Annotated in this window: 12 protein-coding genes and 1 pseudogene; 7 read left to right on the forward strand and 6 right to left on the reverse strand. The window is 71.4% G+C overall.

The window, feature by feature from the left end:
* Nucleotides 1-259: 259 nt before the first annotated feature.
* Entirely contained in the window at nucleotides 260-1,309 is a 1,050-nt protein-coding gene (locus TBIS_RS08590) for an Rv2578c family radical SAM protein (protein WP_013131971.1), read from the reverse strand.
* Nucleotides 1,310-1,443: 134 nt separating this feature from the next.
* On the opposite strand from TBIS_RS08590, the gene TBIS_RS08595 reads away from it, so the two are divergent.
* Nucleotides 1,444-1,707 carry a DUF3040 domain-containing protein gene (locus TBIS_RS08595; protein ID WP_013131972.1) on the forward strand — a complete coding sequence of 88 codons (264 nt, stop codon included), beginning with the start codon at nucleotides 1,444-1,446 and terminating at the stop codon, nucleotides 1,705-1,707.
* A gap of 71 nt (nucleotides 1,708-1,778) precedes the next feature.
* On the opposite strand, the gene TBIS_RS08600 is transcribed toward TBIS_RS08595, so the two are convergent.
* Both TBIS_RS08600 and TBIS_RS08605 read right to left on the reverse strand, forming a co-directional pair.
* Nucleotides 1,779-3,401: a penicillin-binding transpeptidase domain-containing protein gene (locus TBIS_RS08600; protein ID WP_013131973.1), complete on the reverse strand. Its 1,623-nt coding sequence runs from the start codon at nucleotides 3,399-3,401 to the stop codon at nucleotides 1,779-1,781.
* 73 nt (nucleotides 3,402-3,474) lie between these two features.
* Entirely contained in the window at nucleotides 3,475-4,128 is a 654-nt protein-coding gene (locus TBIS_RS08605) for a lysophospholipid acyltransferase family protein (RefSeq protein WP_041432109.1), read from the reverse strand.
* 534 nt (nucleotides 4,129-4,662) lie between these two features.
* Between TBIS_RS08605 and TBIS_RS08610 the strand changes: the two genes are divergently transcribed.
* Nucleotides 4,663-4,929 carry a GlsB/YeaQ/YmgE family stress response membrane protein gene (locus TBIS_RS08610; RefSeq protein WP_013131975.1) on the forward strand — a complete coding sequence of 89 codons (267 nt, stop codon included), beginning with the start codon at nucleotides 4,663-4,665 and terminating at the stop codon, nucleotides 4,927-4,929.
* A 92-nt stretch (nucleotides 4,930-5,021) separates the two neighbouring features.
* Here the strand turns inward: TBIS_RS08610 and TBIS_RS08615 are convergent, their stop codons facing one another.
* Nucleotides 5,022-5,975: a tyrosine-type recombinase/integrase gene (locus tag TBIS_RS08615; RefSeq protein ID WP_013131976.1), complete on the reverse strand. Its 954-nt coding sequence runs from the start codon at nucleotides 5,973-5,975 to the stop codon at nucleotides 5,022-5,024.
* A gap of 570 nt (nucleotides 5,976-6,545) precedes the next feature.
* Here TBIS_RS08615 and TBIS_RS18610 point away from each other — a divergent pair.
* Nucleotides 6,546-7,364: pseudogene (locus tag TBIS_RS18610) on the forward strand (DMT family transporter); the annotation flags it as partial.
* Between the two features lie 63 nt (nucleotides 7,365-7,427).
* On the opposite strand, the gene TBIS_RS20230 reads toward TBIS_RS18610, so the two are convergent.
* Nucleotides 7,428-8,183, reverse strand: coding sequence for a PDC sensor domain-containing protein (locus TBIS_RS20230; protein ID WP_013131978.1), 756 nt, complete (start codon nucleotides 8,181-8,183; stop codon nucleotides 7,428-7,430).
* Complete coding sequence (locus TBIS_RS08625; RefSeq protein ID WP_013131979.1) at nucleotides 8,173-8,922, reverse strand: FadR/GntR family transcriptional regulator; 750 nt, start codon at nucleotides 8,920-8,922, stop codon at nucleotides 8,173-8,175. Before TBIS_RS08625 ends, TBIS_RS20230 begins: the two co-directional genes overlap by 11 nt.
* A gap of 641 nt (nucleotides 8,923-9,563) precedes the next feature.
* On the opposite strand from TBIS_RS08625, the gene TBIS_RS08630 reads away from it, so the two are divergent.
* From TBIS_RS08630 to TBIS_RS08645, 4 genes are all read left to right on the forward strand, one after another.
* Complete coding sequence (locus TBIS_RS08630) at nucleotides 9,564-11,084, forward strand: APC family permease (protein ID WP_013131980.1); 1,521 nt, start codon at nucleotides 9,564-9,566, stop codon at nucleotides 11,082-11,084.
* 309 nt (nucleotides 11,085-11,393) lie between these two features.
* Nucleotides 11,394-12,599, forward strand: a complete 1,206-nt coding sequence (locus TBIS_RS08635; RefSeq protein ID WP_013131981.1) for a cytochrome P450 — start codon at nucleotides 11,394-11,396, stop codon at nucleotides 12,597-12,599.
* A 35-nt stretch (nucleotides 12,600-12,634) separates the two neighbouring features.
* Nucleotides 12,635-12,823: a ferredoxin gene (locus TBIS_RS08640; RefSeq protein WP_013131982.1), complete on the forward strand. Its 189-nt coding sequence runs from the start codon at nucleotides 12,635-12,637 to the stop codon at nucleotides 12,821-12,823.
* A 34-nt stretch (nucleotides 12,824-12,857) separates the two neighbouring features.
* Nucleotides 12,858-14,063, forward strand: coding sequence for an NAD(P)/FAD-dependent oxidoreductase (locus TBIS_RS08645; RefSeq protein ID WP_013131983.1), 1,206 nt, complete (start codon nucleotides 12,858-12,860; stop codon nucleotides 14,061-14,063).
* The last annotated feature ends 22 nt before the right edge of the window (nucleotides 14,064-14,085 follow it).

The raw sequence follows: 14,085 nt of genomic DNA on the forward strand, positions 1-14,085 counted from the left end.
GTACGGCGGTGCCGCCGCTCCGGGCCGGGCCGCCGCGTGCCCGGGCCGTATCGCCGGCGGAGACGGATCGGCGGCGACGTCTCCCGGGAAGCGAGGCGCGGTGGCCGTGCCTGAGGCCAGGGGAGCGCGGAACCGGGAGCGCCGGACGCGGTCGTCCGCCGCCGGTCACGGCGCCGGACGGGTCGCCGCCGTGCTCCGGCGGCACGGCCGCGCGTGAGATCACACGGGCGCTCCAACCGACGGGTGCGCCACTCCGCGCTCAGAGCAGGGAGAGCTGTTCCGGCTCGGTCGCACGGGGCACGGCCGCCGGGCCCGGTGGCGGCGGCGGGATGCGCCGGGCGGCGCGCGGGGTGGACCGGCCGATGCCGTACTCCTCGGCGAGCTCGGCCACCCGCTGGACGATCCGCTGCTGGTACGCCTTGGGGGCGTAGGCGCCCCGGCCGTACAGCTCGCGGTAGCGGGGGACGAGCCCCGGGTGCTCCCGGGACAGCCAGGTCATGAACCACTCGCGGGCGCCGGGCCTGAGGTGCAGCACGAGCGGCGTCACGGAGGTGGCCCCGGTCTCCGCGATCCGCCGGACGGTCTCCCGGAGCCGCCGCGGTGAGTCGGTCAGGTACGGGAGGATCGGGGCCATCAGCACGCCGGACGGGATGCCGTGCGCGTTGAGCGTGGCGCACACCTCCAGCCGGGTGCGCGGGCTGGGCGTTCCCGGCTCGACCGCGCGCCACAGGTCGTCGTCGCCGGTGAACCCGACCGACACGTTCGCGCTCACCCGAGTCACCTCGGCGGCCTGGGTCAGCAGGTCGAGGTCGCGGAGGATGAGCGAGCCCTTGGTCAGGATGGAGAACGGGTTCGCCGCGTCGCGGAGCGCGGTCAGGATGCCGCGCATCAGCCGGTAGCGGCCCTCCGCCCGCTGATAGCAGTCGACGTTGGTGCCCATGGCGATGTGCCCGCCGCTCCAGGACGGCGCGGCGAGCTCCTTGCGGAGCAGCTCGGCCGCGTTCACCTTGACGATGATCTTCGAGTCGAAGTCCGGCCCGGCGTTCAGATCCAGGTACTCGTGGGTCTTCCGGGCGAAGCAGTAAACACAGGCGTGGCTGCACCCGCGGTAGGGGTTGATGGTCCACTCGAACGGGACCCGGCTGCCGGCGGGGACGCGGTTGATGATCGAGCGTGCGTGGATCTCGTAGAACGTGATGCCCCGGAACCCCGGTGTGTCGAAGGTCTGGGCCACGGCGCCGCGCGGCAGCAGCGGAATGGCGTCGCCGCCCGCCCCATCATCCGACACGCGGAGGTTCTCCCAGCGCATGATGCGATTAGAACAAACTTTCGATGAGATCGCAAGCGCGGCGATGATCGAAATGGCCGGGCAAACCAGGGCTAATGATCTTGATCACAGGGCAAAAAGAGGGCACACCACGTTGCCTTCGGGAGAGTTGCGCCATGGCCTGGTCGCAGGATGACGAGCGAATCCTCGCGATGATCGAGCGGCACCTCACCGACGAGGACCCCGAGTTCGCCGCCAGGCTCGAGTCGTTCAGCGAGCGCGTGGCGCGCGGGCGGCGCCGGCGCCGTTGGTGGGCCGTCCGCGGCGGCCCGCGCAGATCCACCGTGATCATCGCGGTGAGCTGGCTGCTGATCGCGGTATTGCTCGCCGCGCTGCTGATCACGGCGTTCCACGTCGAGGCCGCCGCGCTCTCGGGGTGACCGCCGGCCGGCCCGTGGTGCGGCCCGGGGACGCCCCGGCCCGGCGGGCGGCGGGCCGGGGAGGGGGCGGCCTAGCCGAGGGCCTTGAGGAACCTGGCGGCGATCGGGGCGGCGACCTTGCCGCCCATGCCGCCGCCTTCGACGACCACGGCGAAGGCGAGATCGCCCCGGTAGCCGATGAACCAGGCGTGCATGCCGAGCTCGGGGCCGGTGCCGAACTCGGCCGACCCGGTCTTGCCCGCCGTACCGGAGGGGAGCCCGGCCCCGCGAGCGGTGCCCTCGGTGACCACGGCCCGCATCATCGCCCGCAAGTGCGCGACCACCTCGTCCGGCAGCTTCTTGGGGGTCGCCTTCTGCTTCAGGGACCGCACCAGGGTGGGCGGCCGCCACGTGCCATCGGCCACGGCGGCGGCGACCGACGCCATCACGAGCGGGCTCGCGGTGATGCGCGCCTGCCCGAACGACTCGGCGGCGAGCTCGGCGTCGCTCTCCGCCCTGGGCATGCTCCCGGAGACCGCGGGCACCCCGATGTTCAGCGGCTGGTTGAACCCGAACGAGCCGGCGAGCTCGTGCAGCTTCTTCGCACCGAGCCGGGAGGCGGCGAGCGGGGCGAACGTGGTGTTGCACGAGTGCGCGAACGCCTCACGGAGGCTGACCGAGCCGAACGACTCGTAATCGGAGTTGCGGATCCGCAGGCCGCCGACGATGACCGTCTTGGGGCAGGTGACCCGCGAGGACGGGGTGAGGCCCGTGCCGAGCAGCCCGGCCGCGGTGATCGCCTTGAACGTCGACCCGGGCGGGTAGCGGCCCTCCAGCGCCCGGTTGAACCCCCCGCGGTTGTTGGCGACCGCGAGGATCTCCCCGGTCGAGGGGCGGACCGCGACCAGCGCGGCCGGCTCCTCGACGTTCCGCACCGCGTCGGCCGCCGCCCGTTGCACGCGGAGGTCGAGCGTGGTCCGCAGCTCCTCGCCGGGCGTCCCTTCGAACCGGTGCAGGGTCTCCGTCGAGGAGCCGACCGCCTGGATCTCGATGGTGGGGGTGCCCGCGAGCCGCCGTTCGAAGGTCGCCTGGAGCCCGGCCCGGCCCACCAGGTCGCGCACCCGGTACGGCGGGCCGAGCCGCTTCACGTCCTTGGCGGTCGCCTTGTCGAGGTAGCCGACGAGCTGCTGAACGGATCCGCCGACGTCACCGCCGTCGATCCGCCGCCCGTTCGCGTCGGTGATCGCCGCCCTTGGGGGCCAGGTGACCTTGATCCGCAGCTTGGTGGCGCCGTCGAGCGCGGGGTGGACGGCGGACGGGGACCAGTCGACCTTCCAGTGCCGGTCCTTGACGGTGAGCGCGAGCCGGCCCTGGTAGGTCCACTCGCCGATGCCCTTGAGCTTCGCGGTGGCGGTGTAGGTGGCGGTGGCCTTGCCGTCGGCGGGCTCGCTCACCCGCAGGCCGGAGATGGAGACATTTGTGACGCCGAGGTTCTCGGTGAGCTGGGCGTAGGCGGCGTCGAAGCCGGGCGCGGGCGCGGCGAGCTCGGCCTTCATCGCCGCGTGATCGCCGCGCGCCCATGCGGCGGTGAACCGTTGCGCGGTCTCCAGCGGGGATCCCCGGGTGTGCAGCACGTAGTAGGCGCCGCCGCCTATCCCCGCCGCCGCCACGACGGCGACGGCTGAAACGATCGCGACCGTGCGTCCTCGTGGCACCGCGCGTACCCCCAGTCTGATCGGGATGGGCCTAAGAGCCTAACGTCGCCGCCCGCGCGCGAGGACGGCGCCTTCACCGGGAGGCGGCCTTCACGCTCGCCGCGTACCTGGGCACGTACTCCTGGCCGGACAGGCGCTGGATCGCCGCCATGACCTCGTCGGTGACCGACCTGCGGTCGCGGGCCGAGCCCGGGTCGCCGGTGAAGGTCATCGGAGGGCCGATGCGCACGCCGACCCGGACCGGCCGGGGCACCCGGCTCCCGGGTGGGAGCGCCCGGTCGGTGTTGAGCATCGCCACGGGGATCACCGGCGCCCCGGTGGTGAGCGCCAGCCAGGCCACCCCGATCTTGCCGCGGTAGAGCCGGCCGTCGGGGGAGCGGGTGCCCTCGGGGTAGATCCCGAACAGCTCACCCGCCTTGAGCACGTCCACGGCCGCCTCGAGCACGGAGCGGGCGGCCGACACGTTCTCCCGGTCGACGGCCACGGTCCCGAAGCTGCGCATCCACAGCGCGACCAGAGGGTTGCCGGTGAAGTACTCGTTCTTGGCGACGAAGCGGACCGGGCGGGGGAGCAGGGCGGGGAGGATGAACGAGTCGATCGCGGAGAGGTGGTTGGAGGCGAGGATCGCCGGCCCCTGCTCCGGCACGTGGGCGCGCCCCTCGATGGACGGCCGCCACAGCATGCGCATGGCGGGCAGGGCGACCAGCTTGGCGGCGCGGTACAGCATCGGCGGCACGGCTCTCCTCCCTCGGGTGTCGGGACACACCCTAGCGGGCGGCGCCGCGCACGCCGATCACCGGCGGCCACCCGCCGCACCGCCGGCCGGGACGCGGGTACCGCGGGACCGGCCGGGGGAGAGACCTTAAGAGAAGCGCAAAGGGCGGGAAATACGTGTACGTCCCGTGAGACGGCGTCTCACGGGACGTACACAACCAGCCGATGTGGCGGTCGCCTCCTCGGCGAATGGCACAACACGGCTCCAGCCGAACGGTATTCCGTGAAGGCGAAAGGGTGAGGCCCGGGGGACACGGACCACATCGACCAGTCACCGACTCTAACCCACTCTGCGGGGTTGTTATTCCAGCGCGCGGGTGATGTGCCTGAAATGAGCGGAAAACTGAGGTGGATCGCGGCGGGAACCGCGGCCCGCCGGAGCGCCGGAACCGCCCGTGGCCACGGGGTCGCCCGCCGTGTGAGCCGGAACCCCGCCGATCAGTTGAGCGTTGCTACGTGAGACGGGTCACAGCGAAGGAGGACGGCCATGGAGATCACCGGGATCATCTCCGCGATCATCGTCGGCATCGTGATCGGCGCGCTCGGCCGGTTAGTCCTGCCGGGCAAGCAGCGCATCTCGATCTGGCTGACCATGCTGATCGGCATCATCGCCGCGCTGCTCGGCACGGCGATCGCCGGGGCGCTCGGCGTCGCGGACACCCGGGGCATCGACTGGATCGAGCTCGCGATCCAGGTCGCGCTGGCGGCGGGCGGGGTGGCGCTGGTCACCCGCGCCTCCGGACGCGGGAAGTAGCCCATGACCGGGCCGGGTGGGACCGGGCGCGGCGGGGCGCCCGGCCGGCCGTGGCATGGCCGAGCCCGCGGGACGTCCCGGGGGCCTGGCGGTCAGCGCCGGGGGCCGGGGATGGTGAGCCGGTCGACGGCGTCCCGGCGGCGCCGCTCCGGCCGCCGGTCGTACCGCGCGGTGGTGGCGGGTGAGGCGTGGCCGACGAGGGCCTGGGCGGTCGCGAGGTCGACCCCGGCGTCGAGGAGCTCGCCGATGAACGTGCGCCGGAAGTCGTGCGGGGTCCGCTTCGCCGCGCCGGCCGCGGTGAGGCGGCGGGTGACGATGTCGGCGATCGCCTGCCCGGTCATGTGGGCGAGCCGCAGCCGCCCCGCCTTGTTGATGGGGCAGAACAGCGGCCCGTCCGCGCGCCCGCGTACGGCCAGCCACCGGTCGAGGCGTTCGGCGGCGGCCACGGTGAGGTACACGAAGCGCTCCTTGTCGCCCTTGCCGCGAACCCGGAGCGATCTGTCCCACGGGTCGAAGTCGGCGAGGGTGAGGGCGGCGACCTCCGCCCTCCGGCAGCCGGTCGAGTAGAGCAGGGCGAGCAGCGCGCCGTCCCGCCGGCCGGCCGGGGACTCGTCGGCGTCGCACACGCGGAGCGCGGCCGCGAGCATCTCCGGCTCGACGTGCCGCCCGGCCGGGAGCCGGGTGTGGCGGTAGGGCGGCAGGTCGGTGGCCCGCTGGTAGTCCTCACCGGACATCAGGCCGAGCCGCCAGGCCTCCTTGAGCACGCGCCGCAGGGCCACGAGGTGCTTGTTCACGTGGGCCGGCGACCATCCCTGCTCGCGCATGAGGGAGCGCAGCCGTACCGTGTGCTCGTACCGCAGCCGCTCCCACGGCTGGCCCGCGCCGGTCGCGCGGGGGTCACCGGTGATGAGGCGGGCGATCCGGTCGAGGCAGCCCTTCATGGTGCGCCGGGACTCGGGGCTCTGCAGGCTGTCGAGATAGGCCTGGTACGGATCGCGGAGCGGCCGGGCCGGGGTGTTCCGCTCAGGTACGGCGGGGACGTTCATCGCCAAGGATCATATTACGAATCTACAATGTAAAGCCGACTGCTTGCTTAGTTAACCCTTATCACCTCATCGCCTTTCACCGCACCACTGACAAACATCAACGACGACCAAGGCCGCGAGCGGTGCGGTGTACCGCGGCGTAGGCGCGGACTGCCGCCCGGTGGACACCTTCCCGGGTACGGGGAACGCGGCCTACGCCGCCGGCCCGGAAGGCGGGCCCACCGCGGCCGGCCGGCGTCGCCGCCGGAGTGTGATCGATCCCATGGCCGGCCGGGGGAGCGGGCCTCGGTACGGCGGCGCGGCGAGGGCTCGGCCGGGGTGCTCGCGCGAGGCTTCGGCGGGCCGGCGAAAGTTTCGGCAACGGCCGCGGCCCGCTCGCCTCCGGTATCGGCCATGTCCGGCGAGCCCGGCCTGCGGCGCGGTCGGCAGCCACCCCGAAAATCGGTCCGCACCATCCCGAAATTCGGGCATGTTGGAACAGGGTGGCTATCATTGCCCGCCGTGGCTCGCCTTGCAAGATCTCCGCTCAACGGTGACAGCCGGCGGGTCAGCCGGTCCGGCCTCGCCCGGATGGCGGCTCTGGCGCTGCTGTGGGGGTCCGGCTTCCTGTGGGTCAAGCTGGCGCTGCGGGGCTTCTCCGCGGTTCAGATCGTCTTCATCCGGTTGCTGCTGGCCTTCCTCGTCCTCGCGCCGATGGTCCTGGCGCGCGGCCTGCCCTGGCCCCGGGGCCGGCGGATCTGGGCGCACCTCTTCGTCGTGGCGCTGGTGTCGAACGCGGTGCCGTTCGTGCTGATCGGCATGGCCGAGGAGACCATCGGGTCGAACGTGGCCGGTGTGCTCAACGCGACCACCCCGATCTGGACGCTGCTGGTGGCGTTCGCGGCCGGGGTCGATCGGCACGTCACCCTGCCGAAGGCCGCGGGGCTGACGCTCGGCTTCCTGGGGGCGGTCGTCCTCTTCGCGCCGTGGCAGGCCGCGAACGAGATCGCGAGCCCTGGCGGGCTCGCCGGCCTGACCGCGGCGGCCTGCTACGGGTTCGGCTTCGTCTACACCGGCCGGTTCCTCGCCGGCCGCGGGATCAGCCCGCTGGTGCTGTCGGCCTCCCAGCTCGGCGCGGCCACCGTGCAGCTCGCCGTGGTGATGCCCTTCGCCGGGCTGACCCCGCCCACGTGGCGGGTGGATGCGGTGGCGAGCCTGCTCATCCTCAGTGTGCTCGGCACCGGCCTGGCGTTCGTGATCAACTTCCGGGTCATCGAGGAGGACGGTCCGACGATCGCGTCCACCGTCACCTATCTGGTACCCGTCGTCGCCGTGCTCCTCGGCTGGCTCGTCCTCGGCGAGAGCGTCACCGCGACCATGCTGGCCGGGATCGTCCTGATCCTCGGCGGGGTCGCCCTCACCCGGCGGCATCCGGCCGAGCTGGCCGGACGCCGGGACCGTCACGGCGGACGGTCAGGCGTCGGCGGCGAGCGCCAGCACCCAGTCGCTGTCGAGGCCGACCTCGCCCACCGCGATGAACTCGCCCTCGGCCGTCCGGGGAACCTTCCGCAGCCGGGACCCGACCAGCCAGCGGGAGGTGTTCGCCGCGATGACCCGCCCTTCGGATCCGATCAGCACCGCATCGTGGGTGGCGCCTCTTAAGGCGTTCAGCAGGAGGGGCTCGAACCGGCTCACCTGCAGGTCGGCCCCGGCCACGCCGAGGAAGGTCTCATCGATCGCCGGGTAGGTCACCGTGAAGACGTACCGGTCGGCGCCGAAGTAGTCCACGTACGGTCCGAAGACGGCTCGCCGGCCGTGGTCCCGCCCGGCGACGAACCACTCCATCTCGAAGTACTCGTACACGTCGACGCTCGACGGGTCGAGGTTGAGCCGGAGCGGCGCGAACCCCGTGCCGGTGCGCTGCCACCACTCGATGTGCCGGTCGCGGTCCGGCAGCACGCCCGCCGCCACCAGGAAGCCGAACCCGTCCGCGGCCGGCTGGGCGGTGGCCTGCTCGATCACCGTCGGTTTGATGCGGGCCAGATCGGCCACCGTGAACACCCCGCGTTCGGCCAGCGCCGCGCGCCGCAGGGCGATGACCTCGGACGCCACCACCTCCAGACGGCCGAACACCTCCCTGAGCGGCGCCCGTACCCGCTCGAGCAGGATTTCCAGCTCGTCACGGGCCCGCGCCGCTCCACCTACCGCCGTGGCGTTATCAGGACACATCAGATCCCTCCCTACCTAATCCCCCCGTAACCCCCAGATGCATCTCCACAATCCGCCGCAGGTTGCGCTCGACGTGGCGCTCGGCCAGATTTCTCGCCCGCTCGCCGTCCTCTTCGGCGATGGCCACCGCGATCGCGTGATGCTCGGCGACGACGTCCTCCAGCACGGGCTGGGGCTCGAGGGGGAGCCAGAGGAGCGCCGTGAGCTCGGCCTGGAGCGACACCTCCAGCCGGGTGAGGCGCTCGGATTGGGACGCCATCGCGACTTCGAGGTGGAAGCGGCTGTCCGCCCTGATCCGGGCTCCGACGCCTTTCGCGGCGGCGAGCTGCTCGACCAGGTGGAGCAGGCGCCGCACGTTGGCGGCCGAGGCGCGCTCGGCGGCGAGCCGGGCGGCGGTGCCCGACACGGCGAGCTGCTCGTCGGCCAGGTCGCGGAGCTCGGAGACCGTGGTGGAGCGCAGCCGCTCCTCCAGGGGAGCGAGCGGAGGGTCCTCGGGTCGCCGGACGAAGGAGCCGCCGTTGCGGCCGCGGAGGGTCTCCACCAGCCCTTGCTGCCGCAGGATCGCCAGCGCCTCCCGGAGCGTCATGGGGGAGACGCCGAGCTGGTCGGCGAACTCCGCCTCCGTGGGGAGCTGTTCCCCGTCGACGAGCAGGCCGAGCAGGATGGCTCTGCTGATGCGCTCGACGACCTCCTCAGCCCGTCCTCTGGCGTTCAGCGGGGAGATCAGCGCCGCGCGCATCACCGATACGCCTCCTCCCTCGGCGGCCACCTGCCCTCCTTCTCCCTCGTCGGCGGCGGGCTCTTGTGCGATAACCCATGACGTTGTAGTTTTCCTCACACCTTGATGGCGAAGCATAGTAGGGCCACCCGCACCCGATGCTTCAACCTTTCGGCCGGAAGAGCTCTCCGCGTTGGCTCGGTGACCACCGGTCACCGCGGTCTCACCTCCCTACCGCCGTATCCCCCGTCGTGGATCGACCAGGAGCCTGAGTGATCGCCTCCCCGTCAGCGAGCCGGCCGAGCAGACCCCCTCTGCCGGCGCGCCCGGCGGCCTCTCCGTCCCGTCCTCTGGCATCCCTCCCCGGGCAGATCGCCGCCGCGCGCGTCCGGAAGGCTCCGGCGGCCGCCGCCGGCCGAGTTCATCATCTCGTTGCAAATAGAGTCTTGTGCGATAACACATGATGTTGTAGTTTTTCTCACAACGTGATTGCGAGGCACATTTCGGGACATCCCCGTACATTGCCTCGTAAATCCGGCCGGAGAGCTCTTCTCGTCCATGGGTGACACCGCCGTCACCCCACATTCATCCACATTCACCCGCATTCACCCTTCACCACCTACCGCTGTCCCTCCCTTTCTCATGAAATCGCAGGAGCTCGAGTGACCACCTCCGCAGACGCCGTATCCAGCAAAACCGCGCAGGACAGCGATGCGGCACAGCTCGCATCACTCGGGTACACCTCGGAGTTCAAGCGGGACATGAGCATCTGGGCGAATTTCTCGCTCGGATTCACCTACTTGTCTCCCGTGGTGGCCGTTTACACCATGTTCGCCTACGGCCTGGCCACCGCCGGCCCGCCGATGATCTGGTCCCTGGTGATCGCGGGCGTGGGCCAGCTGCTGGTCGCGCTGGTCTTCAGCGAGGTCGTCGCGCAGTATCCGGTCGCGGGCGGGGTCTACCCGTGGGCCCGCCGCCTCTGGGGCCGCAAGTACGCCTGGCTGACCGGCTGGATCTACATGTGGGCGCTCTTCGTGACCATCGCCAGCGTGGCCTCCGGCGCGGGCCCGTACATCGCCTCGCTGTTCGGCTTCGAGGCCACGGTGGACACGGTCATCCTCTGCTCCCTGGGCATCCTGGTGCTGGCCACATTCATCAACTACCTGGGCACCAAGGCCCTGGCACAGGCCGCGATCATCGGCTTCGCCGCCGAGCTCACCGGCGCCATCGTGGTCGGCATCTGGCTGATCGCCACGGAGCGCCACCACAACCTGGGGATCCTCTTCGACAGCTTCGGCGCGGGCGACGGCACCAACTACCTGTGGGCGTTCGCCGCCGCGGCCCTGGTCGGCATCTACAACTACTACGGCTTCGAGGCCTGCGGTGACGTGGCCGAGGAGGTGCGCGACCCGGGCCGGACCATCCCCAAGGCCATGCGCCGCACCATCTACGTGGGCGGCGCCGCGGCCACCTTCGTCGCGGTGGCGCTCGCGCTCGCGGTCGCCGACATCCCGGCGGTCATCTCCGGGGAGGACCCCGACCCCGTCTCCAGGGTGCTCGAGCAGGCCTTCGGCACGTTCGGGTCCAAGGCCGTCCTGGTGATCGTCCTGATCTCGTTCCTGTCCTGCACGATCAGCCTGCAGGCGGCGGCCGGCCGGCTCGCGTACAGCTACGCCCGGGACGACATGATCGTGGGCAGCCGCCTGCTGCGGAAGTTCTCGCAGTCGCGGCACGTCCCCCCGTACGCCGTGCTGCTCGCGGGCCTCGTGCCCGGCGCCGTGATCCTGCTGTCGAAGTTCTCCGAGGACGCGCTCACCAAGATCGTCAGCTTCGCCTCGCTCGGCATCTACCTCGGCTTCTTCATGGTCGTGGTCGCCGCGTTCCGGGCCCGGCTGCTCGGCTGGCGGCCGAGCGGCAAGTACCGCCTCGGCGCGTGGGGCATGCCGGTGAACATCGCCGCCATGCTCTACCAGATCGTCGCGATGGTCACCCTGGCCTGGCCGCGCACGCCGGAGGCCCCCTGGTACGACAACTACATCGTGCTGCTCTCCGGGGCGGTGGTCGTCGGCGGCGGCCTGCTGTACATGGCACTGCATCGAACGTACGGGCGCAGCGAGGCCCCGTACGGCGACGCGATTCCCAAGCGGGATGACCCGGCGAGGGAACGGGTCGGCACCGCCTGACGGAAGCAACCGGCGCCGGGCGGGGCGCCGGTTGCGCATGTGTTCGCGGAAAATCGCTCACCCGCATTCTCCCGCGGCGTATGCCGCACCACAGGCGCGGAGTTCGTGCCAGGCGAGCCGGAATTTCCACCCGATTCCCGGCGCGCTCCGGGCGCCTCGGGCCGCTATTGCCCAGGACGCCCATGCCCGTGCCGGATATCCGAACGGTCAACTCGAGGAGAACCCCGGCCAACCTCTTGACATACAAACTCTAGGTTTAGATGATTTCTGGCAACCGCGAGCCCGCCTGACTGTCTTTGGAGAATCGCGATGACGGGCACGACCCTGGACACCACCGTCCCCTACCTGAACATCGCCGACCCGAGCTTCTCGATCACCTCGGACGTCGTCCACGAGGCCCGAGAGCGCAGCTGGTACGCACGGACCAACTACGGCATCGCCGTACTGCGCTACGACGAGGTCAGCAAGCTGCTCAAGCACCCGAAGGTCCGCCAGGGGAGCATCGCCTGGCCCGCCCACAACGGCATCACCGAGGGCCCGTTCGTCGACTGGTGGAACAGCTGGATCCTCAACAAGGAGGGGGAGGAGCACCACCGGCTCCGCCGGCTGATGAACCCGGCGTTCTCCCCCAAGCTGATCGCCCGCATGGTGCCGCGCTTCCAGGCCCTCGCCACCGAGCTCATCGACAACTTCGCCGAGCCGGACCGCTGCGAGTTCGTCTCCGAGTTCGCCGAGCCGTACGCGGCCCGGGTCATCGCCATCCTGCTCGGCCTGCCCGAGTCCGAGTGGCCCATCATCGCCCGGGAGTCGGCCACCCTCGGCCTCGCCATGGGCGTGACCTTCCGCCAGGAGCTGCCCAAGATCGAGCAGGCGCTGTTCACGCTCTACGACTACGTCGACGAGCTGATCGCCGACCGCCGCCGCAACGAGCGCGACGACTTCGTCACCCGCCTCGTCCAGGCCAGCCGGGACACCGACAAGCTCAGCGAGCAGGAGCTGCGCGACGGGCTGGTGCTGCTGATCTTCGGCGGCTTCGACACCACCCGCAACCAGCTCGGCCTGGCCATGCAGACCTTCACCCGGCATCCGGACCAGTGGCGGCTGCTCGCCGAGCGGCCCGAGCTCGGCCGGAACGCGGTCGAGGAGGTCATGCGGGTCAACCCGACCGTCCGCTGGGTCACCCGCGAGGCCGTGGAGGACTTCACCTTCCAGGACCTGGAGATCAAGGCCGGCACCACGATCCACCTGTTCAACGAGTCGGCCGGCACCGACCCGCGGGTGTTCGGCGAGCCGTCGTTCGACATCACCGCCCAGCGCCCGCCCCACTTCGGCTTCGGCGGCGGGGCGCACCACTGCCTCGGGCACTTCGTGGCCCGCACCGACATGTCCGAGGCGCTGCCGCTGCTCGCCAAGCGCCTCCGCGACCCGCGCATCCTCGAGGGCGCCGAGTGGCTGCCCGACTCGGGCAACACCGGCCCCGTCCGGCTGCCCATCGGCTTCACCCCGGGATCCTGAACGGCCCCAGCCCTACGAGTCGAGAGGAACAGGCAATGAAGATCACCGTCGACATGTCCCTCTGCCAGGACCACGGCCAGTGCGCCATCGCCGCTCCGGCGGTCTTCCAGATGAACGAGGAGGGCAAGCTCGTCTACGAGGCCAACCCCGACGACTCCCTGCGCGAGGAGGTCGAGCAGGCGGCCGACGTCTGCCCCGTCCAGGCCATCTTCATCGAGGACTGAGGGGCGATAGAGAACGGGTTGGGGAACGGCTGAGATGACCGCGCACATCGCCGTCGTCGGGGCCTCGCTCGCCGGTCTGCGGACCGCCGAGCAGCTCCGTGCCGCCGGGCACACCGGTCCGATCACCATCATCGGCGACGAACGCTACGCGCCGTACAACCGGCCGCCGCTGTCGAAGGAGCTGCTGTCCGAGCCGGGCGACCTGGGGCCGCAGGAGCTGCACGCCAAGGTTGCCTTCCGCCGCCGCGCCTCGCTGGCCGACGCCGACTTCCGGCTCGGTCTGCCCGTGGTCGAGGCGGACCTCGACCGGGGCCGGCTCACCCTGGAGGACGGCTCGGCAATCTCCTTCGACGGGCTGGTCGCCGCCACCGGGCTGCGGCCGCGCCGGCTCGCCGTGCCCGGGCCGGTGGCCGGCCGCCACGTCCTCCGCACTCTCGATGACTGCGTGGGGCTGCGCGGGGAGCTGCGCGAGGGCGCCAAGGTGGTGGTGGTCGGCGCGGGCTTCATCGGCTGCGAGGCGGCCGCGACCGCGCTGCGGCTGGGATGCCGGGTCACGGTCGTGGAGCCCACCGGCGCGCCGATGAACCGCGTGCTCGGCACCGAGCTCGCCGAGGCGGTGCAGCGGTACCACGAGGCGGCGGGGATCGAGTTCGTCACCCGCCGCGGCGTGACCGGCTTCACCGGCGGTGACCGCGTCACCGGCGTGGAGCTCGACGACGGCGGTGTGCTCGAGGCCGACGTGGTCATCGAGGCCATCGGCTCGCTGCCGAACGTGGAGTGGCTCGCGGGCAACGGCGCCCTCGACCTCCGCGACGGCATCCTCTGCGACAACCGGCTCTCGGCCGCGGAACGCGTCGTCGCCGTCGGCGACGTGGCCCGCTTCCCGAACCCGCTGTTCGACGAGGTCCCCCGGCGCGTCGAGCACTGGTCCATCGCGGGCGACACCGCCAAGCGCGCGGCCGCGACGCTCGTGGCGGAGCTCGGCGGCCGGGAGCCGGACCCCACCCCGTTCACGCCGATCCCCTCGTTCTGGAGCGACCAGCTCGACCTGCGCTTCCAGAGCTTCGGGCTCCCCGCCCTCGGCGACGAGGCGCGCCTCGAAGAGGGCGATTACGACAAGCTGACGGACGGCCTGCTCGTCCGTTATTTCCGGCGGTCCGTGCACGTCGGCACGATCGCCATCAACCTTCCCCCCACTCGCTATCGCGAATTCCGCGAAGCCTTCACCACCCCTGCCTGAACCCCCCAACGAAAGCGGGTCC

Origin of the sequence: Thermobispora bispora DSM 43833 (assembly GCF_000092645.1) — a bacterium.
GTDB classification, from domain to species: domain Bacteria; phylum Actinomycetota; class Actinomycetes; order Streptosporangiales; family Streptosporangiaceae; genus Thermobispora; species Thermobispora bispora.